We start from the raw sequence: 26,013 nt of genomic DNA, 5'->3' as shown, positions 1-26,013 counted from the left end.
CTATGAAGTTTTTCTATTTTCTTGTTACTTTAAGTTTTTTCAATTTTTCCACAGCTCAAAACAAATACATTTTAGTACTTTCAAAGGCAGATCACCAAATGGTTGTTTTGGATTATGAAAATTTAAATATTATTAAAAAAATCCCTGTTGGTGAAGATCCTCATGAGGTAATTACTACCGAAAACGGAGAAAAAGCCTTTGTCGCAAATACTTCCAACGGAACAGCCCATGAAATCAACATCATTGATTTAAAAAATTTAAAACCTGAAAAAAATTTAGACATCAGACCCTTATACGGTTCTCATGGTTTGGCTTTAATTAAAAACAAACTTTGGTTTACAGCACAAGGTTCAAAAGCCGTCGGAAGATTTGATCTCGCAACAGAAAAACTCGAATGGTCGATGGGAACGGGGCAAAATGTAACGCATCTTCTTCACGTAACTTCCGATGCAGACCATTTTTACACTACAAACATAGAATCTGGAACGGTGAGTATTTTTGACCATGTTTTGTTGCAGCCCACCGTTCCGCCAACGGGAGTTTTACCAGCGAATGCAAAACCAAGATGGGACTGGATTCAGACTTTAATTCCTGCAGGAAAAGGCGTTGAAGGTTTCGATGTTTCGCCAGACGGAAAAGAAATTTGGGCAGTAAGACCAGACGGACATATCATCATCATCGATCCAGAAAAAAAGACAATTTTAAACGATGTAAACACAAAAGTTTTGGGGCTTCACCGTTTGAAATTCAGTGCTGATGGAAAAACCGTTTTTGCTGTTAGTGTAAAAACCGGCGAATTAATTTTTATCGATACGAAAACAAGAAAAGAAACAAAGCGAATTCAATCAGGACAAGGTGCAGCAATGTTGGTTGATGCCGAGAAAAACAGACTTTTCGTATCATGTACACCCAATAATTTTATTGCTGTAATCGACCTTCAAACGCAGGAAGTCATCAAAAAACTTGAAATCGGGGGAAGACCTGATGGAATGGCTATTTCAAAGTAAATATTTCAGTTTTTTATTCATTAAAACTAAAATTAAACTCGAGGCAATAAGCGAACTTAAAAAAATAATATCCTCAAATTCTCTGATAAAAATATTTGACGATTTGTAAATATAAAACATCAGCAAAGGATGAATGAAATAGATTGCTGTAGAAATACTCGCAAGAATTTTTGAGTCTGTTTTAAAACTTAAATTTTTAAAGTAAATAAACAAAACCGGACACGCAAAAAGCAAAGAAAAAAGCAAATCTACACTGTCTTTTTTGGGTAAATGTAAAACTTCAATATTGCAATAAGCCTCCAAAACAACTGCCAAAACGGAAATTAAAACCATCCAAACTGACGGATTTCTTTTCACATCAAGTTCGAGTTTTTTAATTAAAAATCCAATCGCAAGGAACGGGAAACAGTCAAAAAGAAAATTTCTGTACATTGGATATTTATTAAACAGAACATCAGTTTCGCCTTCAAAAATGTGCGAATTTCCGAGATACTGAATACTGTATCCACAAAAGAAAAACAGAAGTACAAGAGAAAAAATAAGTTTCGGGCTTTTATTTTTCAGAAAAAACAACAGAATTCCGGCAAACAAAGTTCCGTTGAGATACCATAAATGATGATAACCGAAGATTATATTAGGAAAGGCATCACCCTCTTTCCACAAAGGAATATAAACAACCGTCCAGATTGCATACAAAATAAAAATTCTGAAAAGCCATTTTTTAAGCTTCGCAAAATCATTAATGAAGAAAAAGTAATATCCGCTGATCATCAGAAAAACTGGAACTCCCAAACGGAAAAGTCCATTCACCAAAACATAACTGAGCGTTGGAAAGCTGTCTCTGAGAAAATGAATATGCAACCCGACCACAAATAGAGCGAGTACAATTTTCATAAGATCAATAGCTAAACTTCTCATTGTAAACGAAAAAGTTTACGAATCTGCCCGAAGACTTTTCCGTAAACTTTAATTTTTTATTTAATAGTCTGTTTTATTTTTTAGCAACAAGACTGTATGCTTTTTTTCCTGCTGTGAATAAAACCACACCAATCAAGCCGCCGGCTATGCCGAATACAACCTGTTTAAGTTTTTCGTGCCATGTTGGTAAACTGTGGTGAAGAAAATCAATGTTGTGATCGAAGATTCCTCCCGCAACAAGAATTAAAGCAAGTGTACCTATCACTCCCAAAGATTTAATTACCCAAGGAAGCGCATCAACCAAAAGTTGCCCCAATTTTGAAACAAACCCTCTTCCTTTGCTTTTTTTGATTAATTTAAAACCAGCGTCATCCATCCTAACAATTAAGGCTACAATCCCGTAAACGCCCACTGTAGCGATAATCGAAACTACAGAAACTGTTACCACTTCTACAAGAAAAGGATTAAATTCTGATTTCAAAGCTTCATAACCGTCTTTTGCCGCTGCCAAGGCAATAATTACAATTTCTAACGACAAAATAAAATCGGTTGTAACGGCAGATTTCACTTTAGCCTTTTCAGCTTCCTCGCCATCCTCTACTACATCATTAGCTTCTTCTATAACCTCATGCCCTTTTTTTTCTCTGTGAAAAAGAAATTCAATAATTTTTTCAACTCCCTCAAAAGCCAAATACAAACCACCAATAATCAAAATAAATTTAATTGCCGGCGAGTAAAGCCATTCTAAAAGAAAAACAAAAGGAACAATAATCAATTTGTTGACAAAAGAACCTTTCATAATTTTCATCAACACCGGAATTTCTCTTGAAGAAAGGAAACCTGTTGCCTTTTCGGCATTTACCGCAAGATCGTCACCTAAAATACCAGCAGTTTTTTGAGTAGCAATTTTACTTGTCACCGCCACATCGTCCATCAAAGCAGCAATATCGTCAAGAATTGCAAAAAAGCCTGAAGCCATAAATTTTAATGTATTTTTAAGTTTTGTTAAAATAAAACCAAAGCAAAAATAATTATTTAATTTGGGTTTTAAACATTAAAGAGGTTTAAAAAAATGTAAACTTAAAATTGAACACAAAATATTAGTTTCATAAACTATTGAAAGATAATTTATATGTAGAAAAACTTAAATTTGATCTTTAAGAAATTAAATTCAGATTCAAAAACAGTGTAGAATATGACTGGTAAAACGATACAAATTCGTCCTGAAAAGCATGATTTTATAACATTCACAGAGCATTTGACTGACGGATGGCTTAGTACATTTATTAAACGTGATTCGGAGACTGTAAAAATGATCGACTTCAATGTTACACAAGATTGTGCCGCAAGTATTTTTGCACAAACTGATTTTGAATTAAAGCTAAAGAAATGTATTGATTTTTATCTTCAAAATGAAAAAATTATATTGAATATGGCAATTAGATTTCTTGAACAGTTGCTTTTGATTAATAAAGATTATAAAGGAGAAGATATATTTGAAGAAATAATCAAAGATGATTTACGGCAAGTTACTGTAAAAATTATGAATCTTTACGAATATAAATTTGCTTTGAATTTCAGTTTATATAACGGTTACATAGAGTGTGATGTTATGCTTAATCATTTGAGTGAAAACCGTTTTCTGATAACAGGTCATGAATACAATTGGGCTTATCACAGATTTTAAGAGTTAAAAAATAAATGTTTGCGAAAGGTAATTTCTGAGTATAAAATCATGTTTTTGCAATTTATTTCACACCATCTTTTCATTAATTTTATCTTATGAAAAATCTTATTTTCATCTTCTTAATTCCGGTTTTCGGTTTTGGTCAAGAAGATATTTCAGGAATTGAATGTACCGTAAAATCTTTTAAAACAACTTGTCTTGGAAGTTCAAAACCCATTTCCGAAATACAGTACAAAGTTGAATATTCTCAATATGGAAATGCAAAAATTGGCAGAATTTATGGCAGATTTGAAGATTTGAAACAGGTTTTATCGTTCAGAAATTTCAAGAAAAACACAGTAGAATTTACCTGCAATGAAAAATTGGTTGAGCTGAATAATCCGCCGGTCTATTTTGCACAGAAAAGTGATGATAACAGAACATTTTATTTTCTTCAAAATTATTCTGGCTCTGAGATTTACAGAGGAACAGAAAATTTAGCTAAAACCAAAACCATCAGCCTTACTGACCCCAAAAAGTATCTTCATCTCTACAATCAAGAGCATGAAAATAATGCTGACTTTGAAGCAACTTTTAATTATTATGATGAAAGCGGAAGACTCAATTACAAATTCCACCAAAGAGGCAATGAGTTTGATGAATTCAAATACGAATATGAAAACGGCTCCTTAAATTATTCAGTTTTAAAGAATGAAATCCTTTGGGAAGAACATTCATTTTACTATAATCCTGAAGATGGAATTGAGGAAATCACTATCACTCAATACAATGTTTTTGAATCTTATCAGTTTGATCTGAAGAATCGTGTTTTATTAAAAAAATCAAAGTTTATATCTGATAAAAAGAGTTGCAATTGCGAAGAAGGATATTATACAAAAATAGAATACTGGACCGATAATAAATGTAAAGAACAGATAATTTTAGAGTAAAAAATCATGTTTTTGCGATTGAATTCCAACCATCTTTTCATTAACTTTATCTAATGAAAAAGCTGATTTTCAATTACCATTTTTTTGTTCTCGGTTTAATCAGCTGTGTGCTTAACTCCTGCAACACAAAATTTCGGGTTTGGGTTGGAAATAATTCTCAAAAAGTCTACAATCTTAAATATGGCGAGCATAAACGCCAAAAAATGGATATTTTTCTGCCAGCTGATTATCCGCAAAATTCCCCTGTTGTTTTGATTGTTCACGGTGGTGCCTGGAAATATGGAAATAAAGAGCACATGATTCAAATACAGAAGATGCTTTTTGCTAATAATATTCCGAGTGTGAATATGAATTACCGTCTTGTAAAGAAAGGTATTACTTATCGTGAACAGCTTGAGGATATTGACTTGGCGATTCAAAAATTTAATTCCCTTTCCGAGAAATCAGAATTACTGCCTGACAATTATATCCTCTTGGGCGAAAGTGCTGGTGGGCATTTGGCTTTATTGTACGGTTATAAAAATCCTGATAGAATTAAGAAAATAATTTCTTTGAGTGGCCCGACAGATTTTTATTCTGATGAATATTTAAAATCATTTTACTCAAAATACACCTCCGGAAGTATTCAGAAAATGGTGGGAACGAAATTTAAAAGAAAAAACCTGTCTGAAGAATTTAAAACAGCAAGTCCGATTGCCAATGTTTCTTCGGTTCCAACGCTACTATTTCAGGGAAATACTGATTTTTTGGTGAATCAAAAACAAGGATTGGCATTAGATTCAGTTTTAACGGAGATGAAAATTCCCCATAAACTGGTTTTTATGAAAAACACGGGTCACGCTCCAAGGTTTTTCAACAAAACTAAAAGAGACAGTATTATTTACCCGAATATTTTGGAGTGGATTAGAAATGAGTAATGGGTGATAAGTAATAGGTAATGAATGATGAATGATGAATGATGAATGGCAAATTAAGAAAACGTTTGAACCCTCTTCAAAAAATCTAAAGTTTGCAACCTTAACCTTAACCTTAACCTTAACCTTAACCACTCAAAGCAAAAAAAACCTGCCGAAGCAGGTTGATAATTTATTTTTCTTTGTCTATTAAGTCTTCTAAAACTTCATCTTCCAATTTCGGATTTTCTTTTGGTGCTCCGAATACGAATTTTAAAATTACAGGAACAGTCGTTACCAAAACAATGATAATAATGATGAACTCCAGTTTTTCTTTTAAATTAATTCCAAACTGATCCATAAACAATTTATCCAAATAATGACCTGCAAAGATCAAACTGAAAGACCAAAGTACACCTCCAATAATATTGTCTCTCAGAAATGCTTTTTTGTCCATATTTACAATACCTGCAACAATCGGCATAAATGTTCTTACCACTGGTAAGAATCTCGCCATGATTACTGCCAAAGCACCATTTTTTTCAAAGAAATCATGAGCCTGATAAAGGTATTTTTTCTTGAATAAAAAAGTATCCTGTTTTTTGTATAAAGCCGGACCTGTTTTGCTTCCAAACCAGTATCCAACCTGATTTCCAATGATTGCTGCAATCGCAACAGCGGAGGCAAGGAAAGTTGTATCTAAAAAGTCACTTCCTGTAGAACCAAATGTTTTAGAAATAATATCTACTGCATAAATTCCGGAAACGAAAAGAAGTGAATCTCCCGGCAGGAAAAATCCTACAAATAAGCCTGTTTCGGCAAAAATAATGAACAAGATTACCCAGAATCCACCCATGTTGATGTAAAATTCGGGATTTAATAAATCTCTCCAGCTATTGTATTCCATATATAATGATGATGAACAAAAATAAGCTTAATAAAATTATGCTGAAAATATATTAGCATATTTTAACGTAAATGTAAACATGATATTTTATAGGTCGAGATCGTCATCTGAAACCGCCGTTCCGTCTGCCATTAAAAATGCTTTTAAGAAAGGGGTAAGATTTCCGTTCATGACGCCGTCAACATCTGAAGTTTCATGTCCGGAGCGAACGTCTTTTACCAGTTTATAAGGATGCATCACGTAGTTTCTGATCTGGCTTCCCCACTCGATTTTCATTTTCCCGGCTTCAATTTCGTTTCTCGCTTTCAGTCTTTCTTCCAGTTCCATTTCGTACAATCTGGATTTCAAAAGCTGCATTGCTTTTTCTTTATTCTGAAGTTGGGAACGTGATTCTGAGTTTTCGATGATAATTCCTGTTGGTGCGTGACGGAGACGAACAGCGGTTTCTACTTTGTTAACATTCTGCCCACCAGCACCTGAAGACCTCATCGTTTCAAATGAAATATCGGCAGGGTTGATATTAATTTCGATTGTGTCATCCACCAAAGGATAAACGTATACTGAAACAAAACTCGTGTGTCTCTTGGCATTAGAATCAAAGGGTGAAATTCTTACAAGTCTGTGAACACCGTTTTCGCCACGAAGATACCCGAAAGCAAACTCTCCGTCAATTTCCATGGTCACGGTTTTTACACCCGCAACTTCCCCTTCCTGATAATTGAGTTCACGAATCTTGTAGCCCTGTTTTTCTGCCCACATATTATACATTCTCATCAACATCGCAGCCCAGTCGCAACTTTCTGTACCACCCGCTCCCGCAGTGATTTGAAGTACTGCTGAAAGCTCGTCGCCTTCATTAGACAACATATTTTTAAACTCAATATTTTCTATTTTTTCTACCAGAAGAGGGAAAGTTTCGTCTAATTCTTTTTCAGAATCAGGGTCTTCTCTGGCAAATTCAAGTAAGACCTGCAAATCTTCAAACTGAGTATTGATTTCTTCATAATCTTCCACCCATTTTTTCTTGGAACGAAGCTGTTTCAGGAACACCTCAGCAGTTTTAGGATTATCCCAAAACTCAGGAGAGGCCGTTTTTTCGTCATCGTTGGCGATTTCGATTTTCTTTTTATCAATCTGAAGATATTTCTGAAGATCTTCTATTCTGGACTGAATTTCTTTTATCTGGTCGTTGTTGATCAAAGCTTAAAAATTTGAACTGCAAATTTACGGATAATATCATCACGTTTTGTAATGGTTCAGATATAAAAAATCAGACCTGTATCAATACAAATCTGATTATAAAATCTAACATTAATTCTTATGAAAAATATCTTTTAAAACATTTTACTTCTTGATTACTTTTTTTGAAGTCTGTTTTCCGTTTTTATCTTTAATAATTAGGGTGTAAACGCCGCTTTCAAGAGAAGACAGATTCAGCTGAGATTCCGGTTTAATATCTTTCAGAAGCGTTTTTCCGGAAAGATCAACGATACTCACCGAAGCAACATCAGAAATATCATTAAAATTCAAATACTCAGAGAAAGGATTTGGATAAATTCCTGCTTTTTTCAGTGCTTTTGCATCATCTACAGAAAGAACCAGACCTTGAGCAGAAATTGCAAAAACATTAATCACCGTAACATCCGTAGACGTTTTTTTTACTGTAACCGAAGTAATTACTTTGGCTTGATTTGCCGCAGAAATCGCTAATGGAATCTGATAAATTCTTGGATTCGTTCCACCTCCGTTTTCCAGTGCACTGGAAGATCTGTTGATTCTCCCAATTCCCTGAATCGCAAAATTAGTCCCTCCATACCAATCCTGAAAATTGGTATTAGCAAAAACCTGCGTTGTCGTATCTGCAAAGTTCACCGTAATCTCACCTGTAGAAGGTCCGCTTCCGCTCACAGCCAAAACATAAAGTGTATTTGCAGATCCCGGAGTAGCAAGAGTGAGTGTACCGGTATCATTGGCATTGGGAAGCCTGAGTGAATTATTTGCATCATAAGACGCCAGCTGATAGGTTAAGCCATTTGTGGATGCAACTGCAGAAGTAATCAAGCCGGTTTCCGGCAAGCCGTATGTAAGAGCTGTAGATGTAGCAGTAAGTTTGTAGTCTTTAGACATGTATGCAAAGTTGTCCGTAGGCTTATCCAGACTTGCATTTGTAGAGGCAGACGCAGCGCCAGTTCCGTTAGCAATAACATCAGCATTGAAACCTGATAAAGATAAAGTCTGGTAAGTTTGAGCATTTGCTGCAACAAAAGCTAAGACCAAACCTAAAGAAAGGAGTTGTTTTTTCATAGATTACAGTATTTGTTTAGTGTTTAAAAAACTATTTTTATTTCATTTAAAATTTGATTAAAATTTAGACCGATATTTAAAATTTAGACAATATGAATGTTAATTACTTATCTAAAACCTATTTGAAAATCATATTGCTTAAAAAATAAATATTCACCAATAAAAGATGTTTTACCTTTCAAATATAGATGTAAATCAAATAAATATGGGTACTCACCAGATACTCTATCTTGATCAAAATGCATAAAAAGGGATTTTACTGAAAAAAAATGGTGAAATTTCTTAATTCTGATGTAACCTAATATTTATAAAGAATTTTCTGAGAAAAGAAAAAGATCAGAGCTTGAACCCTGATCTTTTATAATGTATTAAGAAATTTTAGACTTAAACGAAAATTGATGAAATTTAAAAACTATCCCTGACTGTCTTTAACCTCCTCATCTGCACTATGCTGAAAACCAATTGCTCTTCTCGGTTCTTCAACCGCTCTGTAAGACTCCAATTCGTCTTTTAAAGCTTTAATTCTGAATTGAAAATCTTCAAGATTGTTTACGATAGCGTCATGAAGAAATTGAGCAACTTGACCGAGATACTCTTCGGTAAGTTTGGATGCCGCTTCACGCAGAGCCCCGTTGATGAGATTTTGATCAATTACCAACTTCTCATTTCTGGTTTTTTGATACAGATTTTTAATTCTCTTTTTCAAACTCTGACTAAAATCAATGATCATGGTGTTGCTGAACGTCTTCATCTGCGAAGATACACTGTGCCAAAACGGAATTTTATCTGCTTTGTTATTTTTTAAAATTTTAAATAATAAAGAATCAGTATCAAGACCTTTTAACATAGAATAGAGAATGATTTCCGCTCTCTCAGCCGCATTGGGAGGAAAAACCGGAACAAGAACATCAAATCTTCCAGGCGCCAGAACCTCTTCATCAATTTCTGAAACCGAATTGGCAGAACCAAGCATCAAAACGTTGGCAGATGTGAATTTGCTGATGTGGTGCAAAATAACTTCCTGAGTTTCGAGATTGCAGGTTGCAACGCTGTTTTCAGCATTTCTCTCCATCATAATTTCATCAAAATCTTCGAGGAAAAGAGCTGCTTTTCCATCTTTCAGCATGGTGCTGATGAAATCATTAAAATTGGTTTGATTTCCATCTATAAGCGAATTTGAAAGATAATGTTTCTTGATTTCCTTAAATCTAAACCCGATAATTTCAGCAATTTTGTTACCCCAGAAAATTTTTCCGCTTCCCGGGGGTCCGTAGAGAATAATTCCCGCAGGCTTATGAATTCCCCAGTCTTTAATCTGTTGAGGATTTAAAAACGGTTCCAAAACTCCCGAAATATAAAAGAACAAATCCCGATAGCCTATAAAGTCACGCTGTTGCAGACTGGTTTTATTTCCAAAATAATTATAAACGAACTGATAATTTCCACCTAACTTCTGATCTACCCCAAAACTGGATACCGATGAGCGAAAAAAGCCGTTATCAAAAATATTATCCTGAAATTCTTTGATGATTTTTTCTACTTTTTCTTCGGGTTGCTTTATGGTTTCTGCAATTTCTTTTGCCGATTTATTTTCATCTAAATCTTTCTCGTACTGACGCAGAAAATCTGAATTTTCACGGGCAAATTTTTCAAAATCATCTTTCACCTCAAAATTGGTAGAAATACATTCTCCAAGCTCAAGATCGAAATCCTGAATAAATCTTTTTATCGCTTCGGGAGATATGTTGAGTTCGTGGGCTAGTTCTGTAAGCTTCATATTCAAATATACTAAATTTTGCTTTTGCAAAATTTAGATTTGAGATTCAAAATTCAAAATTCAAAATTTGAGATTTGAGATTTGAGATTTGAGATTTGAGATTTGAAGTTCGGTATTTTGAAAACAGATCAAATTATATTTTCTTTTATCTTCCCTCTCCCATCTTCCATCTTCCATCTTCCAACTCCCCGCTCCCCACCAATTCTTTCACTCCCTTTGTAACAAACCCGTGAATTCTTCTACTATTTAAACGTAAAGCAAAATAAACATGGAAAAAGTTTTATCAGTAAAAAATCTGACAAAAAAATTCAAAAGAGTCGTGGTGAACGGAATTTCTTTTGATGTTGAAAGAGGCAACGTGTACGGCCTTCTTGGTCCCAACGGAAGCGGAAAATCTACCACATTCGGAATGCTTCTTTCCACCATCAATCCTACTTCGGGCGAATGGTATTGGTTTGGAAAAAAAGGTACAGATCCGGAAACCCTAAAAAGAATCGGTGCCATCATCGAACAACCTAATTTTTACCCTTACCTAAGCGCAGAAAAAAACCTTAAAATCGTAGCTGAAATCAAGGGAACTCCTCACAGCAGAATTGATGAAGTTTTGGCTACTGTAGGGCTTTTGGAAAGAAAAAAAGATGCTTTTAAAACATTTTCTCTTGGGATGAAACAGCGTCTTTCAATAGCTTCTTCTCTTCTCAACAATCCTGAAGTTTTAATTTTGGATGAACCAACCAACGGACTTGATCCTGAAGGAATCATTCAGATCAGAGAAATTATTTCAACAATTGCAAAACAGGGCATCACCATCATTATCGCCAGTCACCTTTTGGACGAAATTGAAAAAATATGCAGCCACGTGATTGTTTTGAAACAGGGAACTGCCATCTACGGCGGAAGAGTGGATGAAATGACCAGCAATAAAGGCTTTTTTGAACTAAAAGCTGATAATAATGCTGCACTTTTACAAGTACTGGAATCTTTAAACTGGTTCAGTTCGGTGCAATCTGAGGGTGAATTTGTAAAAGCCCACGTACGTGACGATGCTTCGGTATCAGCTTCAATGCTCAACCAAAATCTTGCAGAAAAAGGCATTTACCTTTCACACCTCAACAAGAAAAAACTCTCTCTTGAAACTCAATTCCTTGAACTTGTAAAAAACACTAAATAATCATGACTAAATTATTAAAATTAGAATACTACAAAAATCTGAATTATACACCGTTTAAGGTTTTTACGATTATGTATTTTGCGATACTCGTTATTTTTCTCTGTATTGGTTTGATTGACGTTAAAGTCTTCGGAAGCACCATCAATCTGAAAGAACAGGGAATGTATAATTTCCCCGGAATATGGAATTTCACAACATGGACCGTTGCCCTGCTTAAGATATTTTTAGGATTGATCATTGTTTTTTCAATTTGTCAGGAATTCAGCAACAGAATGTTTAAACAAAATACGATTGACGGTTTAAGCAGAGAAGAATTTATTGGCTCAAAACTTTTGACTATCGGTATTTTTACATTGATTTCCACAATTCTTGTGTTTGCAATCACCCTGTTTTTGGGATATCGGTATTCAAACACAACAGATTCAGCTTTGATTTATGAAGAAATATTTTTCATTGGAAATTATTTCCTGAAACTGTTTACATTTTTCTGTTTTCTGATGTTTTTATCCATATTGCTTAGAAAATCTATCTTTGTTTTCCTTGCTTTTTTTGGGATCTGGGTGGCCGAAGGTATTCTTGGCGGAATTGAAACTTACACTAAAGTTGCCGGTACGCAAGCCGCTGAACGCATGAAAATTTTGCAGAACGACTTTTTCATCAGTAAACTTTTTCCTTTGGAAAGTATGTCGAGTCTAATTCCCAATCCGATGGTAAGAACCAACATGGCAAAAATGATGAATTTAAAATACGAATTCACCTACCCAACAGAAAGTTTAATTGCCTGCTTCGTTTGGTGTGTAATTTTTATCGGTGGGTCTTATTTCATTTTAAAGAAGAGAGATTGGTAAGTTGATTTGAAATTTGATATTTGATATTTGATATTTGAATAAACTTAACACATTAAATATTATAGAAAAGTGATTCTTAAAAAGGATCACTTTTATTTTTTTAATACTTTTAAATAAAATTAAAATTTGGATGAAAACAAAATTCATCAGTAATCTATTTCTGTTTTTACTTCTGATAAGCATTATTTCCTGCTCCAAATCTCAGGAAAAAACTGGATTGCCTGTCGCTTTTGAAAATAATGAGAGGGAAGAAAAACCGGTTTTAGACTCAGCAAAAACTCATAAAAATGCACAGGAAGCATTGGATTTCTGTGAGAAAAATAAATTCAATACAGATTTTGCAATTTTGATTGATATGAGTCTGCATTCAGGCGTGAAAAGATTTTTTGTTTATGATTTTAAAACTGAAAAAATAACCCAGCAACATTTGGTAGGACACGGTTGCGGAAGCAACAGCTGGAGCTCAGATGAGTCTAAAGACAGTCCGGAATTCAGCAATGTGGATGGAAGTCATCTTTCATCTCTCGGAAAATACAGAATTGGAGCACGTGGGGTTAGCGAATGGGGTGTCAAAACAAAATATCTGATGCACGGACTTGAAAGTACCAACAGCAATGCACTGAAAAGAGTCATCGTTTTTCACTCTTGGGAACGAATGAGCGATGAGGAAATCTTTCCGAAAGGTTCTCCCGAAGGTTGGGGTTGCCCTACGCTTTCCAACAATGCATTTCTTCAAGTTGATCCACTTCTGAAAACTTCTTCAAAACCTGTTTTGATGTGGATTTATCAATAAAAAAAGACCGCCTCGCGGCGATCTCTAACCAAACACTAATAAACTATGAAAACGTATTATTTTTTATCTAAAAGAGAAATATAATCTCCGTAACCTTTTGCTTTCATTTCCGCTTTCGGAACAAACTTCAGCGATGCTGAGTTGATACAGTATCTTAAACCGCCTTTATCTTTCGGACCGTCATCAAAAACGTGACCTAAATGGGCATCACCCGTCTTGCTTCTTACTTCAATTCTTTCCATTCCTGCAGAGACATCTTTTTTTTCTTCAATCAGTTTTTGTGTAATTGGTTTTGAAAAACTTGGCCATCCGCATCCTGATTCAAATTTATCTGTTGATATAAAAAGTGGTTCGCCTGTTGTGATATCGACATAAATTCCTTCTCTCGTTTCATCCCAATATTCATTTTCAAAAGGTCTTTCGGTAGCATTTTCCTGAGTTACACTGTATTGTTCTGACGTTAATTTACTTTTTAAAGCCTTTTTATCCTGCTTTTGATATTTCACAGCTTTTGGCGGATTGGCATTTTTTGCCATTTCAAACAATCCCGGTTCAATGTGACAATAGCCTCCCGGGTTTTTTTCAAGATAATCCTGATGATAGGTTTCTGCACTGTAGAAATTTTTCAAAGGAATTGTTTCTACCAAAACCGGTTTTTTATAATTTTTCGCCAGTTTTTCAACCTCAGATTTGATAATCGCTTCAGTCTCTTTATCTGTGGAATAAATTCCCGTTCTGTACTGATCTCCTCTGTCATTTCCCTGCTGGTCTTTGCTTGTAGGATCGATTGTTTTGAAATAAAGATCGATCAGCAACTTTAAATCCACCTGCTCTGGATCGTATTTTACTTTTACAGTCTCGGCAAAACCGGTTGTATGACTGATCACCTCTTCATAAGTCGGATTTTTCTTATTTCCGTTGGCATAACCTACTTCCGTAGAAACCACCCCTCTGATCTGTTGAAAAAAATGCTCAGTTCCCCAAAAACATCCACCTGCAAAATAAACTTCCTTTAAGTTTTTATTATTCATTTCTTCTCTGTTATCAGTTTTTGACATATCATTTCCTTTCTTTGGAGATTTCTCGCAAGAGCTGGCAAAAGCCGAAATACCCAAAACAAAGGCGAACAAAACCAAAATATTTTTCATTTTATTTTTATTGAACATTATTTAAATTATTAATCTTTTTTAAAACCATGAGACTTAATCAAATTTAAGGCAAAATTGATGTGTAGTCAAAAGATAATCTCTATTTGGTTTATATTGATTTACGAGATTTTTTGATGTCTGGATTTCAAAAACTAAGGATTGTTGAGTTAATTAAATGTTAATGTCAAAACAGACACTTATCATCAAAATCACCGTGAATATTAGATAAGAAATTGTGACATAAGTTGGGTCAATAGTAAATTAAAAGTTAACCTAATTTGATTATCATCTTCAATCGTCAATCTTTAGAAAAACTTACCCAAAATTTTTAAACGATGTACCATAAGGCACAACAATTGGTTGTAATGAAAATGATATATTTGCATAATCTTAAAAAATTGAAAAGCCTGAATTATGGGAAAGAAAAAATATAAAAAACAACTGCTCAATTCTCTGAAATCACTAAGCACAACTGAACATTATATCCTTGAAAGCATGACAAACCTGATGCTTCTGGGAGAACTTAAAAAAAATAATGTTGATTTTAAAGATGGTGACACTTTCAGTTTTAAGGATAATATTTTTGATTACAGTGAAGATAAAAACATCAGAAAACTGGCAGAACTGAGAAAGAAAATGATGAAAACGATGAATAAAATTGTCGTTAAAAATAATTTTAAAGATAAAGAAATCAAATTTTTAAGCTAAACAGCTTCTAGCAATTGGCTTTTGGCTAATTACTTTCAATTAAGAAACTTAAAAATGAAAAATTTATGATTTACTTATTGCAAACACTTAATTTTTCAAGTATAAAACAACATTAATACATCAAAAAAGTCTCGAAAATTTCGGGACTTTTACTTTATAACTGAAATTTAAAATTACTTCTTCGCTTTTTCTTTCAATTCTTCTTTATCTTTATCTGAAGGATTCCAAACTTTTACCTCAGCATTTTTGTCGATTCCTGAAAGAATCTGAACGTTGATACCGTCGCTTGCACCTAACTTCACATTTATTTTCTTGAATTTTCCGTCTGCCTGCTTCACTTCCACAAAAGGAACATCTTTTCCGTTCTTTTTATCATATTGAATTAAAGACTCATCCAAAAGCAAAGCATTTTTTGCAGATTTCAAAACAATTTCTCCATTAGCAGAAAAACCGGCTCTGATGTACTCATTATTTGGGTTTTTCACATCGCCTTCCACCGGGAATTTAATCGTTCCGTTCTCATCCTTTCCTTTTGGAGCAATCATGGTTAGCGTTCCCGGGAAAGTTTTATTTTGAAGTGCACCGATCACAATATTCATTCCCATGCCCTGCTTTAGTTTTCCGGCTTGAGCTTCATCAATTTCGCCCTGGAAAATCAGTGAATTTAAATCTGCAATCGAACAGATAGTAGTTCCAGCGTTGAATGAATTGGCTTCAATCACCTGACTTCCCACTTTTACAGGAACTTCAAGTACGGTTCCGGCAGCTTTAGAACGGATCTGCGTTGTCGCCAACCCCTGTAATTCCGGGATAGCACCGGTTTTCACGATCTGTAAAGATTTCTGAGCCGTTACCAATTGCTGATTGGCGTTTTTAAGAGCTTGCTGTTGTGTGTATAATTGCTGTTGACCAGTCAAATATTCCTGTTTTGAAATTACGCCTTGTTTGTACAGTTTTTCTGACATTCCAAACTGCGTCTGCGCATTGGAAAGATTCATTTTAGCATTACTGATCTGAAGTTGTGAATTCTGAACGTTCTGTGTTGCATTATTAACCTCCGCAATGTTTGGAATAATTCTCACGGTGGCAATCAACTGTCCTGCCTCTACTCTGTCACCTTCATCTACCAGAATTTTATCAATAATACCTGCGATATTGGGTTTAATTTCGATTTCCTCTTTAGGAACAATTTTTCCGGTAGCCATCACTTTATCTTCCATATTTTGGATGGTCGGTTTTCTGGTAAGGAAAGCTTCGGTCTGTTTAGAATTTGATTTTACCAAATAGCTGATTCCCATAAAAAGGACACCTGCGAAAACAATTCCGAGGACAATGTAGATTGCTTTTTTCCAGCTGAACTTCTTTTTCATATATAGTTTATTTTTTTAATTTCTATTTAAATTGAATTTTGTTGAATACAATTTATGTTTTTTATTACGCCCTTTCAAGGGTTGATATTTATTTCATCAGGTTTTGCCTCATGCTGATTTAGCCCGTCCCTTTATGACTTATTATCTTTTAAGGTAAACTTCGTAAAAACACTGCATCACACTTGATTCTTTTTATTTTTTCTTGGCTCTTTCCCTTGGTTCTTTTTACTTTTACCTTGGCTCTTCTCTCTGGCTCTTTTTACTTTTGCCTTGGTTCTTATAAAATCTATTCCGATCTTAAAGCCTCAATTGGTCGTATTTTCACAGCTCTTTGTGCGGGAATCATCCCGATAATTAAGCCTAAGAAAACCATCACAGACATCGCACTGAAAACGTTTCCGTAATTAACTGTAGGATTGTAAAATGGAAATTCGTCTTGTCCCTGAGTCGCTAAATCCAAGCCCATGAGCAAAAGAATTCCGAAAATAAAACCTAAAAGCCCCGAGGAGAGAGTGATTACCACACTTTCCAAAAGAATCTGATTTCTAACCTCCGAAGGTTTTGCACCCAACGCTCTTCTGATTCCGATTTCTTTGGTTCTTTCTTTTACCGTAATTAAAAGGATATTTGAAATAGCAATTACACCAGCGAGAATCGTTAAAGTTCCTACGATAATGGTTAAAAGCTGCATTCCATCCAAAAATCCGGTTAGTTTTTTAAATTCTTTTCCGAGATTAAAACTTCCGAATGCGTTGGTATCTTCCGGGGAAACTTTATTTTTAGTTTTTAAAACATCTTTAATTTTAACTTCAACATCACTCACTTCTGCATCAGGCTTACTTACGACTGAAAAAACATCAATTTTATCTCCGTTATTGAATAATCTTGTGAACGAAGAAAGCGGAATGTACGCTGTTCTGTCATTTTCCATTGGTCCACCTCTTTTCACTCTGAAAACCCCAATAACATTGTAGAAAACTCCTTTTACGTTGATTGATTTCCCGAGTGGGTTTTCATTTTTCTTCGCATCAAAAAAGTTTTTATAAATTTCTTCTCCAATGACCGCTACGTTTTTATTTTGAGAAAGATCGGCATCATTCAGATATCTTCCGAAAATCAGTTTTTTCTCTGAAATTTTATTTCCGATGGGTGAATCTCCTGTTAAAGTGTATGTTGCATATTTTCCGTTTCTTGACATCTGCTCACCTGCACTTCCGAAATTTCCCCGTGAATTTTGTGGAGAAATATAATCAACTTCCGAAACTTTTCTCTCTAACAAATCAATATCTGAAAGGTGAAGATTCATTTCCCTACCTTTTGGAAAACCATCGTAAGGAATTGAGGTATTTTGTGCCCAAAGAAAAATAGTATTGGTAGCAAACCCTGAAAAAAGTTTATCGAAACCATTTTCCATTCCTTTTGCGGCGCCGAGAAGACTTACATAAAGGAACATTCCCCAGCCCACACCAATCATGGTAAGGAAGGTACGGAGCTTATTATTCTTTAAAGAATAATAAATTTCCTGCCATGTATCTTTACTAAATAGAATATTCATTTTTTATATCTTTTTACTGGAAATCTAAACTTCCATTTGAACCTTAATCTCAATTGATTCTTATCACTTTTTGCCCCTTGAATCTTTTTACTTTTGCCTTGGCTCTTTTACTCGGTTCTCAACGCTTCAATCGGTTTAATTTTCGAAGCTCTGTATGCCGGAACAAATCCTGCGATTAACCCGGAAAGTACAAGTGCGATAAATGCCATAATAATTTCCGTGGTTCCAACACTTGGATTCTTGATGAAATATTCTTCAAGACTGTCGCCGATAAGATGTAAAGTTAAAATTCCAATTCCTACGCCTACAAGTCCCGAAATCACTGTGATTACAACGCTTTCCTGAACAATTAATGCAACAATACTTTTCGGCTTTGCTCCAATGGCTTTTCTTACGCCAATCTCCTTGGTGCGTTCTTTCACGATGTAAACCATAATGTTGCTGATGCCAATAATTCCTGCCAGGAGAGTTCCCAAACCGATAAATCCTACGATTGCAGTAAGCACGGCAATGAATACGAAAGTATCACTCATGTTTTGGGCATTATTCCAGACACGGACACCGTTTTCGTCATCCGGAGAGACATTTTTTCTTGATTTTAATTTATCTTTAAGTTCATCACCATATTTAATGGCCTGATCGGGAGTCAGCTTTTCATCGTAAGCAATGAAAGTTGTACTTACCGTATCAGAGCCCTTTTTCATTTGTTGGAGTGTAGAAATTGGCACAGAAATATGCCTTTCGTCCCAATCGCCGCCATCATCTGAAAAAACACCGATTACTTTAAACATGGTTCCGTTGATATCGATATCTTTTCCTACAGGATTTCCGTTTTTAATTAAATCCCGCTGCACCATTCTTCCGATAACGGCAACACTTTGCTTATTTTTAACGTCATTCGGTGAAAGATATCTGCCGTCTAAAAGTTTTCTGTTTTCAATGAATTTCTCATCCGTTACCGATCCGTTGATTTGATAATTTCCGCTTTCTTTTCCGTATTTTACCAAAAGATTGGCTGTATATCTCGGACTTGCATAACCTACTTTTTCCTTATCAGCATTGACAAGAAAATTGTAATCGTCATTGTTCATTGTTATCTGACGGTCAGACTGCAAACCATTGTATGCAATAGTTGTCTTTCCTGTCGCAATGGTAATCAGGTTTTGGGCATCTCTTGCAAACCCTTCTGTAAAAGCATTTTGTAAACCTTTACCAATTCCGAAGAGTACAATGAAAATGAAAAGCCCCAATGCTACGGTAAAACCCGAAAGCACCGTACGCAAAACATTGCTTCGGATCGAACTGAATATTTCCTGCCAACGGTCTAAGTCAAACATATTTTTCAAGTTTGAAGCGGGAAGCTGGATGATGGAAGTTTCCAAGCTGACCGCTAATTTTTTTAATTAAAGTAATTTTGATTGTAACAGTGCTCTAACTTCGAGCATCCAGCTTCCAACATCCAGCCTATCTACAACACAATCTGCTTTATAAACTCATCACTTTCAATAATGCCATCCCGTAAAATCACGTTTCTTTTGGTTTGTGCAGCTACGTCATTTTCGTGGGTTACTACGATGATGGTTTTTCCTTCGTTGTTGATGTCCTGAAGGAGTTTCATGATATCGTGAGTGGTTTTTGAGTCTAATGCTCCGGTTGGTTCATCTGCTAAAACGACTTTTGGGTCAGTAATCAAAGCCCGCGCGATGGCGACTCTCTGTTTCTGTCCACCAGAAAGCTCGTTGGGTAAATGGTTTGCCCATTGAGCGAGGCCTACTTTCTCAAGATACTCCATTGCTCTTTGGTTACGTTCTTTTCTTGGAACATTTTGATAATATAAAGGAAGTGCAACATTATCTAAAGCGGTTTTATATCCTATCAAATTAAAAGACTGAAAAACAAAACCCAGAAATTTTGAACGGTACTCCGCAGCTTTTACTTCATTCAAGTGTTCGATCGGAATTCCGTCGAGGTCATAAACACCAGAATCTTTTTCATCCAAAATACCAATTATATTAAGAAGTGTAGATTTCCCGGAGCCAGAACTTCCCATGATAGAGACAAATTCTCCAGCTTCAATAGTAAGGTTAATGCCCTTCAACACGTGAAGTTTGCTTTTTCCTGTATCGTATGATTTGTGTAAATCTTGAATTACTAACATTGAATGATCATTGTTTTTGTACCTAATAAGTAGCTTGCAGAAAAGATTTGTTACAAATACTGCAATTAATTAGAAAAAAAGGTATGTTTAACATTTAAAAATTTAATTACCAATTAATTACAATTAACTGTTTAAATCTATATTCAACAGAAACGGCTTTTAAAAACCATAAAGTACTCTAAACCAATAGCAGAGCGAGTTTGAGGTAATTGTGGAAAACTTTTGAGGTTAAAAGACAGTCAATTAGTCTTTAGCCCTTTCCAAATCGTTTCTTTTTTTCGAACTTTGTGCTTCGCACGGTACAAGAGATGAACGAACATAAAAGTTGATAAGTTGAAAATTTAAACATCAACAAATCAAGAGGTTAAACATCTTTTGAGTTTTATACACAGTGATCATTTTTTTTAATTTTAAAGACATTACAATTCGATATGGGAATTTTTGATAAAAGAGTAAGCTACAAGCCATTTGAGTATCCTGAAGTTCTTCAGTTTACAGAAGCGATCAACAAATCTTTCTGGGTGCACTCGGAAGTTGATTTCACGGCAGATGTTCAGGATTTTCAGTCGCAGCTGGAGCCGCACGAAAAAAATGCGGTAAAAAATGCACTTTTGGCGATTGCTCAGATTGAAGTTTCTGTGAAGTCATTTTGGGGTAACCTTTACAATCACTTACCAAAACCGGAATTGAATGGTTTGGGATCTACATTTGCAGAATGTGAATTCCGTCATTCTGAAGCGTACTCGCGTTTGCTGGAGGTTTTGGGATATAACGAAGAATTTTCTCAGGTTGTAGAAGTTCCTGCGTTGAAAAAAAGAATTGATTTCTTATCCAACGTATTGAAACATGCCAATTCTGCAACTCCGAAAGAATATGTTTCTTCTCTGCTTTTATTCAGTATTTTGATTGAGAATGTGTCTTTGTTCTCTCAGTTTGCCATTATTTTATCATTTACAAGATTTAAAGGTTTCCTGAAAAATGTTTCCAATATTATTGCATGGACTTCTATTGATGAGCAGATTCACGCGAATGGCGGAATTTATCTGATCAACAAAATCCGTGAAGAGCAGCCGGATCTTTTAACTGATTCTGACATTGAAGATATTTATACTTTGGTAGACCAGTCTATCGAACTGGAAGGAGAAATTTTAGATTGGATCTTTGAAATGGGTGAACTGGATAAGTTCTCAAAACAGGATTTAATCAATTTTATGAAATACCGTGTTGACGAAAGTTTAACCAAAATCAACATGGAAAAACGATACAACACTACTGCAGAACAGTACAGCCCGATGAAATGGTTTGAAGAAGAAGTTTTCGCCAATTCTATGGATGATTTCTTCGCAAAAAGACCGGTGGATTATACGAAGCATGATAAGAGTATTACGGCGAATGATCTTTTCTAGATTTAAGATTTAAAATTCAAGGTTTAAGACTATTTGGGCGCCTATTTCCGCCTTCCACTCCCGCTTTTTTGTTATTGCGAACAACGTGAAGTGGTTTGTTGAACTATTTGTGAATAGCAATAACAAAAAGAGCTCCGTTCAAGTCGGGGCGCGAGTGATTCGAGAAACGAAAGATTAGTATTAGAGATGTCATGCTGAGCTTGTCGAAGCATCCGCACAAGAGATGAGATTGCTTCGTTCCTCGCAATGACAGAAAGAAATAATTGGCTTAAAAAAAACCTAACGGGTTTTAAAAACCCGTTAGGTTTGTCTGGAATCGCTTTTTAACGGATTTTCGGAAAAGGCTGTTTCCCGCAATGACAAAAAAAGAAAATATGATTAATGTAATCGTAAGTTATACCGTAAAACCTGAGTTTGTTTCTGAAAATAAAAGCAATATTCAGAAGTTTTTGAATGACTTTAAAACTTTGGATCAGACAAAATTTGAGTATAAAGTTTTTGTAAAAGATGATGGTGTTACGTTTGTTCATTTTTCAAATTATGAAAACGAAGAAGTTCAGAATGAGGTTTTAAATATGCCGTCCTTCAAAGAGTTTCAGAGATTAAGAGACAAAAGCGGACTGAATGATTCTCATAAAGTTGAGTTTTTGAAGTCTATTTGAAATAAAAAAGAACACCAGCGAAGTGAGAGTCGAAAAAGTTAGTATTAGAGATGGCATGCTGAGCTTGTCGAAGCATTTCCGCAAAAAGAAAAGATTGCTTCGTTCCTCGCAATGACAGAGGATTAAATAAAACCTCATAGGTTTTGGAAACCTATGAGGTTTGGCTGGAAACTTCAATAGGAACGGTCTTTAGCCTGTTTACAAAAAGAGGAAGTTCTTTGGCTTTAGCCAAAACTTATGATTGATTGCGCGCAAAGAACCTTGACAAGGTTGATTTAAAAGCGGGAAGGTCAATTGATTGGAAGAGATTGCTTTCCCGAAGGGTCGGGACAGGCTGTTCCTCGCAATGACATTCAGGGTGAAAAAACCTAACGGGTTTTGAAAACCCGTTAGGTTTGGCTGGAATCTAAGGAAAAACGAAACGTCGTCTTAGCCCTGATTGCAGCGGCATCCTTTTTTGTGATTGCGATGGCAGAAAAGTGAAGGTGATAAAATAATGTTGTCCGCAATCACAAAAAAGATATAGCGGAAAGCAGGTAGAACAGTGAGGAGACAGACAAAATTTTCTGCTCCTAAAAAATAATAACATAACAATGTACCTGGTACATTTTACAATATAAAAGATGGAAGAACAAAACAACAATATCTGGTGGCTCAACGAAGAATCTGAGCAAATGCTGAACAGAGGTTACCTTCTGAAAGGGGAAACCGTAGACGGTGCAATCGACAGAATCACGACTGCCGCAGCAAAAAAATTGTACAAACCTGAACTGCAGCCGGCTTTCAAGGAGATGATCATGAAAGGATGGATCAGTTTTTCTTCTCCGGTGTGGGCGAATATGGGAACGCAGAGAGGTCTTCCAATCTCTTGTTTCAACGTGCATATTCCGGACAGCATTGAAGGAATTACCCACAAAATGGGTGAAGTGATTATGCAGACGAAAATCGGGGGCGGAACTTCGGGATATTTCGGGGAACTTCGTAACAGAGGAACTGCGGTAACCGATAACGGAAAATCTTCGGGTGCTGTTTCGTTTATGAAACTGTTTGACACTTCAATGGATGTCGTTTCCCAAGGCGGTGTGAGAAGAGGTGCTTTTGCGGCTTATCTTGATGTTGACCACGGTGATATTGAAGAATTTTTATCAATTAAAGACATCGGAAGTCCGATTCAGAACCTGTTTACAGGAATTTGTGTACCGGATTACTGGATGCAGGATATGATCGACGGTGATGCCGACAAACGTAAAATCTGGGCGAGAGTTTTGGAAAGCCGTCAGCAAAAAGGTCTTCCTTATATTTTCTTTACGGATAACGTGAACAGAAACAAACCGCAGGTGTACAAAGACCTTGGACTGACCGTAAATGCGAGTAATCTTTGTTCGGAAATTATGCTTCCTTCAACCAGAGAGGAATCTTTCATCTGCTGTCTTTCTTCTATGAACTTAGAATTATATGACGAGTGGAAAGATACGAACGCGGTACAGTTGGCGATTTATTTCCTTGACGCTGTTTTGTCTGAGTTTATCGAAAAAACGGAAGGAAATTACTATCTAAAAGGAGCAAGAGACTTCGCGATGCGTCACAGAGCGCTTGGTTTGGGAGTTTTGGGATACCATTCTTATCTTCAGAAAAACATGATTCCTTTTGAGAGTTTTGAGGCGACGCAGTTTAATGCAAGAGCTTTCAAACACATCAGAGCTCAGGCGGATATTGCATCAAAAGAACTGGCCAACATCTACGGTGAACCGGAATTACTGAAAGGTTACGGAATGAGAAATACAACGGTAATGGCGATTGCTCCTACCACTTCAAGTTCGGCGATTTTGGGACAGACTTCTCCAGGAATTGAGCCTTTTGCATCAAACTATTACAAAGCCGGTTTGGCAAAAGGAAACTTCATGCGTAAGAATAAATACCTTGCTAAATTGCTTGAAGCGAAAGGTCTTGACAATGAAGAAACATGGAGAACGATTATGCTCAACCATGGTTCTGTACAGCATCTGACTGAACTGACTGAGGAAGAAAAAGCAGTGTTTAAAACGTTCAAGGAAATTTCTCCGATGGAGATTATTTCTCAGGCTGCACAGAGACAGCAATATATCGATCAGGCGCAGTCATTGAACTTACAGATCCCGTCTACGATGCCTGTAAAAGATGTAAATTACCTTTATATTGAGGCATGGAAGAAAGGTGTGAAAACTTTGTATTATCAAAGAAGTTCGTCTGTTTCTAAGGAGATGATGGTGAATTTTGTGACGTGTTCTGCTTGTGAAGCTTAAAATCTACTGAATATGAATTATTTTAGTAGACTATTCTCAACAAATACACTCAACAATATCTTTACTCCAAACACTGTTGCAAAATTGACATATGTCAACAGGAATAGCATAGAGGAGGATTTAGGAAAGTATTTAGAATTGCCTGGAAAACAAATTATTTTATATGGTCATTCTGGTAGTGGTAAAACGACCCTTTTAACAAATAAACTTAAAAGTCAAAATATTAATTTTATAAAGACACATTGTGAATCTAATACAACTTTTAATGACCTTCTTTTACAAGCCTTTGATGAATTAAACAGATACTACACAATTGAGAAAAGTATTAATTCAACGTATACAATTAATTCTGAAACAAAAGCCGAGTTTAAGTTTATAGGTTCAAAAATTGGTGAGAGTAATTCTGATTCATATGGAACCAAATCCCAAAAAATTGTTCCAATGCAATTAACCCCTCAAAAATTAGCTAAATTTTTGGGCGAAATCGAAAGTGTATGGATAATTGAGGATTTTCATAAAGTTTCAGACAATGAAAAAAAGAGAATTGCTGATGTTGTAAAAATTTTTATTGATAGTGCAAACGAATTTTCCAAGGTCAAAATAATATGTATTGGTGCTGTAGGGACAGCGAGGGAGTTGATAGAACTTGACAACAATTTAAATAATAGAGTTGCTGAGTTATTTGTCCCGTTGTTGACAAATGAAGAAATAAAATCTATCGTAAAAAAGGGTTTTGATTTGCTTAATGTAAGAATTGATAATGAACTACAAGAAAAGATAGTTTACTACTCTAATAATCTAGCTTCAATAACTCATCAAATCTGTTATGATATATGTTTTCATAGTGGAATTAAGAAGTCCAGATTCTTTTCTGATTTATTAAACAATAATGCATTTAAAATTGCAATAAATTCTTACGTTAGAAAAAACTCGGATACTTTCACAAAAATTTATGATAGTATTGTCTGTCAGAGTTATGGTTGGAACGTATTAAAAACTTTTGAATATTCTGAAAAAGAATATTTGTCATTTAATGAAATAAAAAATAGAATCCCTGCCAAAAAGAGACCGTTAGATGAAGAATTGATTAACTACATGAGTCAGTTAGGCTCATTAGAATACAAAGAAATCATTAGATATGACAAAAGCTCACAAAAATATTCTATTTCCAGTCCATTCTTTAGTGCATTTTTAAAAATGAAATTTGCCCTTGAGAGGAATGAGCAAAAAGATGTCAAAAATAAAAGACGAAATAAGAGAGACAATAAATATACGATTGAAAGAAATATGCCAGAAAGAAGTTTAATGTTCGACGATAATTTTTTTGTTAGATATAATGATATTCTTGATAAGCTATTAGAGAATCAAATAAAATTGAAAACTCAAATATCACAAATCGAAAATGACAGGTGATTGAAATTAATTAATGAACCATGCTCATGCATGGTTTATTTTTTCTATAAAAAGTAAAATAAACTTTACATATTGTA

At 35.2% G+C, this 26,013-nt stretch carries 23 protein-coding genes; 12 read left to right on the top strand and 11 right to left on the bottom strand.

Annotated elements, in window-relative coordinates; all coding sequences use genetic code 11:
- Positions 1–2 precede the first annotated feature (2 nt).
- On the top strand, positions 3–1,007 hold the full coding sequence (locus AC2A1G_RS01910; protein WP_484045266.1) for a YncE family protein: 1,005 nt from the start codon (positions 3–5) through the stop codon (positions 1,005–1,007).
- Here AC2A1G_RS01910 and AC2A1G_RS01905 read toward each other — a convergent pair.
- Together AC2A1G_RS01905 and AC2A1G_RS01900 are read right to left on the bottom strand one after the other, a co-directional pair.
- Positions 999–1,901, bottom strand: a complete 903-nt coding sequence (locus AC2A1G_RS01905) for an acyltransferase family protein (RefSeq protein ID WP_484045265.1) — start codon at positions 1,899–1,901, stop codon at positions 999–1,001. The two genes, AC2A1G_RS01910 and AC2A1G_RS01905, sit on opposite strands and share 9 nt — an antisense overlap.
- A 97-nt stretch (positions 1,902–1,998) precedes the next feature.
- Positions 1,999–2,904, bottom strand: coding sequence for a DUF808 family protein (locus AC2A1G_RS01900; protein WP_484045264.1), 906 nt, complete (start codon positions 2,902–2,904; stop codon positions 1,999–2,001).
- Positions 2,905–3,120: 216 nt separating this feature from the next.
- Between AC2A1G_RS01900 and AC2A1G_RS01895 the strand changes: the two genes are divergently transcribed.
- The 3 genes from AC2A1G_RS01895 to AC2A1G_RS01885 all read left to right on the top strand — a co-directional run bounded on the left by AC2A1G_RS01895 (position 3,121) and on the right by AC2A1G_RS01885 (position 5,458).
- Complete coding sequence (locus AC2A1G_RS01895; protein ID WP_484045263.1) at positions 3,121–3,612, top strand: hypothetical protein; 492 nt, start codon at positions 3,121–3,123, stop codon at positions 3,610–3,612.
- 95 nt (positions 3,613–3,707) lie between these two features.
- Entirely contained in the window at positions 3,708–4,541 is an 834-nt protein-coding gene (locus tag AC2A1G_RS01890; RefSeq protein ID WP_484045262.1) for a hypothetical protein, read from the top strand.
- Between the two features lie 53 nt (positions 4,542–4,594).
- Complete coding sequence (locus tag AC2A1G_RS01885; RefSeq protein ID WP_484045261.1) at positions 4,595–5,458, top strand: alpha/beta hydrolase; 864 nt, start codon at positions 4,595–4,597, stop codon at positions 5,456–5,458.
- Between the two features lie 169 nt (positions 5,459–5,627).
- Here AC2A1G_RS01885 and AC2A1G_RS01880 read toward each other — a convergent pair whose 3' ends face one another.
- From AC2A1G_RS01880 to AC2A1G_RS01865, 4 genes are all read right to left on the bottom strand, one after another.
- Positions 5,628–6,341: a DedA family protein gene (locus tag AC2A1G_RS01880; protein WP_484045260.1), complete on the bottom strand. Its 714-nt coding sequence runs from the start codon at positions 6,339–6,341 to the stop codon at positions 5,628–5,630.
- An 87-nt stretch (positions 6,342–6,428) separates the two neighbouring features.
- A complete protein-coding gene (gene prfB / locus AC2A1G_RS01875) occupies positions 6,429–7,541 on the bottom strand; it encodes a peptide chain release factor 2 (protein WP_484045259.1) in 1,113 nt (370 codons plus the stop codon).
- 144 nt (positions 7,542–7,685) lie between these two features.
- Positions 7,686–8,645, bottom strand: a complete 960-nt coding sequence (locus tag AC2A1G_RS01870; RefSeq protein WP_484045258.1) for a T9SS type A sorting domain-containing protein — start codon at positions 8,643–8,645, stop codon at positions 7,686–7,688.
- Between the two features lie 412 nt (positions 8,646–9,057).
- On the bottom strand, positions 9,058–10,422 hold the full coding sequence (locus tag AC2A1G_RS01865; protein WP_484045257.1) for an AAA family ATPase: 1,365 nt from the start codon (positions 10,420–10,422) through the stop codon (positions 9,058–9,060).
- Positions 10,423–10,690: 268 nt separating this feature from the next.
- Here AC2A1G_RS01865 and AC2A1G_RS01860 point away from each other — a divergent pair, with 268 nt between their 5' ends.
- From AC2A1G_RS01860 to AC2A1G_RS01850, 3 genes are all read left to right on the top strand, one after another.
- Positions 10,691–11,593: an ABC transporter ATP-binding protein gene (locus tag AC2A1G_RS01860; protein WP_484045256.1), complete on the top strand. Its 903-nt coding sequence runs from the start codon at positions 10,691–10,693 to the stop codon at positions 11,591–11,593.
- 2 nt (positions 11,594–11,595) lie between these two features.
- Entirely contained in the window at positions 11,596–12,441 is an 846-nt protein-coding gene (locus tag AC2A1G_RS01855; RefSeq protein ID WP_484045255.1) for an ABC transporter permease, read from the top strand.
- Between the two features lie 130 nt (positions 12,442–12,571).
- Complete coding sequence (locus tag AC2A1G_RS01850; protein ID WP_484045254.1) at positions 12,572–13,234, top strand: murein L,D-transpeptidase catalytic domain-containing protein; 663 nt, start codon at positions 12,572–12,574, stop codon at positions 13,232–13,234.
- Positions 13,235–13,290: 56 nt separating this feature from the next.
- Here the strand turns inward: AC2A1G_RS01850 and msrB are convergent, their stop codons facing one another.
- Positions 13,291–14,382, bottom strand: a complete 1,092-nt coding sequence (gene msrB, locus AC2A1G_RS01845) for a peptide-methionine (R)-S-oxide reductase MsrB (RefSeq protein WP_484045253.1) — start codon at positions 14,380–14,382, stop codon at positions 13,291–13,293.
- 414 nt (positions 14,383–14,796) lie between these two features.
- On the opposite strand from msrB, the gene AC2A1G_RS01840 reads away from it, so the two are divergent.
- The gene (locus AC2A1G_RS01840; RefSeq protein WP_484045252.1) at positions 14,797–15,090 is read left to right on the top strand and encodes a hypothetical protein; all 294 of its coding nucleotides are present in this window, start codon (positions 14,797–14,799) and stop codon (positions 15,088–15,090) included.
- 173 nt (positions 15,091–15,263) lie between these two features.
- Here AC2A1G_RS01840 and AC2A1G_RS01835 read toward each other — a convergent pair whose 3' ends face one another.
- The 4 genes from AC2A1G_RS01835 to AC2A1G_RS01820 all read right to left on the bottom strand — a co-directional run bounded on the left by AC2A1G_RS01835 (position 15,264) and on the right by AC2A1G_RS01820 (position 20,173).
- Positions 15,264–16,460 carry an efflux RND transporter periplasmic adaptor subunit gene (locus tag AC2A1G_RS01835; protein WP_484045251.1) on the bottom strand — a complete coding sequence of 399 codons (1,197 nt, stop codon included), beginning with the start codon at positions 16,458–16,460 and terminating at the stop codon, positions 15,264–15,266.
- A gap of 286 nt (positions 16,461–16,746) precedes the next feature.
- Positions 16,747–18,015, bottom strand: coding sequence for an ABC transporter permease (locus tag AC2A1G_RS01830; protein WP_484045250.1), 1,269 nt, complete (start codon positions 18,013–18,015; stop codon positions 16,747–16,749).
- A 107-nt stretch (positions 18,016–18,122) separates the two neighbouring features.
- On the bottom strand, positions 18,123–19,352 hold the full coding sequence (locus AC2A1G_RS01825) for an ABC transporter permease (protein WP_484045492.1): 1,230 nt from the start codon (positions 19,350–19,352) through the stop codon (positions 18,123–18,125).
- A 131-nt stretch (positions 19,353–19,483) separates the two neighbouring features.
- Positions 19,484–20,173 (bottom strand): ABC transporter ATP-binding protein, encoded by a 690-nt coding sequence (locus AC2A1G_RS01820; protein ID WP_484045249.1) that lies wholly within the window; start codon positions 20,171–20,173, stop codon positions 19,484–19,486.
- A gap of 431 nt (positions 20,174–20,604) precedes the next feature.
- On the opposite strand from AC2A1G_RS01820, the gene AC2A1G_RS01815 reads away from it, so the two are divergent.
- From AC2A1G_RS01815 to AC2A1G_RS01800, 4 genes are all read left to right on the top strand, one after another.
- Entirely contained in the window at positions 20,605–21,579 is a 975-nt protein-coding gene (locus AC2A1G_RS01815) for a ribonucleotide-diphosphate reductase subunit beta (protein ID WP_484045248.1), read from the top strand.
- A 374-nt stretch (positions 21,580–21,953) separates the two neighbouring features.
- Entirely contained in the window at positions 21,954–22,241 is a 288-nt protein-coding gene (locus AC2A1G_RS01810; RefSeq protein WP_484045491.1) for a hypothetical protein, read from the top strand.
- A 623-nt stretch (positions 22,242–22,864) separates the two neighbouring features.
- Complete coding sequence (locus tag AC2A1G_RS01805) at positions 22,865–24,523, top strand: ribonucleoside-diphosphate reductase subunit alpha (protein WP_484045247.1); 1,659 nt, start codon at positions 22,865–22,867, stop codon at positions 24,521–24,523.
- Between the two features lie 12 nt (positions 24,524–24,535).
- Positions 24,536–25,936: an AAA family ATPase gene (locus AC2A1G_RS01800; RefSeq protein WP_484045246.1), complete on the top strand. Its 1,401-nt coding sequence runs from the start codon at positions 24,536–24,538 to the stop codon at positions 25,934–25,936.
- Positions 25,937–26,013 lie beyond the last annotated feature (77 nt).

Source organism: Chryseobacterium sp. HNCC26DJ240, assembly GCF_057180485.1.
This window is presented reverse-complemented; position numbering and strand designations above follow the sequence as displayed.

Excerpts from the sequence above, each read along its gene's own strand:
- AC2A1G_RS01910 (WP_484045266.1), top strand. The coding sequence starts at position 3 with ATGAAGTTTTTCTATTTTCTTGTTACTTTAAGTTTTTTCAATTTTTCC.
- AC2A1G_RS01905 (WP_484045265.1), bottom strand. The coding sequence starts at position 1,901 with ATGAAAATTGTACTCGCTCTATTTGTGGTCGGGTTGCATATTCATTTT.
- AC2A1G_RS01900 (WP_484045264.1), bottom strand. The coding sequence starts at position 2,904 with ATGGCTTCAGGCTTTTTTGCAATTCTTGACGATATTGCTGCTTTGATG.
- AC2A1G_RS01895 (WP_484045263.1), top strand. The coding sequence starts at position 3,121 with ATGACTGGTAAAACGATACAAATTCGTCCTGAAAAGCATGATTTTATA.
- AC2A1G_RS01890 (WP_484045262.1), top strand. The coding sequence starts at position 3,708 with ATGAAAAATCTTATTTTCATCTTCTTAATTCCGGTTTTCGGTTTTGGT.
- AC2A1G_RS01885 (WP_484045261.1), top strand. The coding sequence starts at position 4,595 with ATGAAAAAGCTGATTTTCAATTACCATTTTTTTGTTCTCGGTTTAATC.
- AC2A1G_RS01880 (WP_484045260.1), bottom strand. The coding sequence starts at position 6,341 with ATGGAATACAATAGCTGGAGAGATTTATTAAATCCCGAATTTTACATC.
- AC2A1G_RS01870 (WP_484045258.1), bottom strand. The coding sequence starts at position 8,645 with ATGAAAAAACAACTCCTTTCTTTAGGTTTGGTCTTAGCTTTTGTTGCA.
- AC2A1G_RS01865 (WP_484045257.1), bottom strand. The coding sequence starts at position 10,422 with ATGAAGCTTACAGAACTAGCCCACGAACTCAACATATCTCCCGAAGCG.
- AC2A1G_RS01860 (WP_484045256.1), top strand. The coding sequence starts at position 10,691 with ATGGAAAAAGTTTTATCAGTAAAAAATCTGACAAAAAAATTCAAAAGA.
- AC2A1G_RS01855 (WP_484045255.1), top strand. The coding sequence starts at position 11,596 with ATGACTAAATTATTAAAATTAGAATACTACAAAAATCTGAATTATACA.
- AC2A1G_RS01850 (WP_484045254.1), top strand. The coding sequence starts at position 12,572 with ATGAAAACAAAATTCATCAGTAATCTATTTCTGTTTTTACTTCTGATA.
- msrB (WP_484045253.1), bottom strand. The coding sequence starts at position 14,382 with ATGAAAAATATTTTGGTTTTGTTCGCCTTTGTTTTGGGTATTTCGGCT.
- AC2A1G_RS01840 (WP_484045252.1), top strand. The coding sequence starts at position 14,797 with ATGGGAAAGAAAAAATATAAAAAACAACTGCTCAATTCTCTGAAATCA.
- AC2A1G_RS01835 (WP_484045251.1), bottom strand. The coding sequence starts at position 16,460 with ATGAAAAAGAAGTTCAGCTGGAAAAAAGCAATCTACATTGTCCTCGGA.
- AC2A1G_RS01830 (WP_484045250.1), bottom strand. The coding sequence starts at position 18,015 with ATGAATATTCTATTTAGTAAAGATACATGGCAGGAAATTTATTATTCT.
- AC2A1G_RS01825 (WP_484045492.1), bottom strand. The coding sequence starts at position 19,352 with ATGTTTGACTTAGACCGTTGGCAGGAAATATTCAGTTCGATCCGAAGC.
- AC2A1G_RS01820 (WP_484045249.1), bottom strand. The coding sequence starts at position 20,173 with ATGTTAGTAATTCAAGATTTACACAAATCATACGATACAGGAAAAAGC.
- AC2A1G_RS01815 (WP_484045248.1), top strand. The coding sequence starts at position 20,605 with ATGGGAATTTTTGATAAAAGAGTAAGCTACAAGCCATTTGAGTATCCT.
- AC2A1G_RS01810 (WP_484045491.1), top strand. The coding sequence starts at position 21,954 with ATGATTAATGTAATCGTAAGTTATACCGTAAAACCTGAGTTTGTTTCT.
- AC2A1G_RS01805 (WP_484045247.1), top strand. The coding sequence starts at position 22,865 with ATGGAAGAACAAAACAACAATATCTGGTGGCTCAACGAAGAATCTGAG.
- AC2A1G_RS01800 (WP_484045246.1), top strand. The coding sequence starts at position 24,536 with ATGAATTATTTTAGTAGACTATTCTCAACAAATACACTCAACAATATC.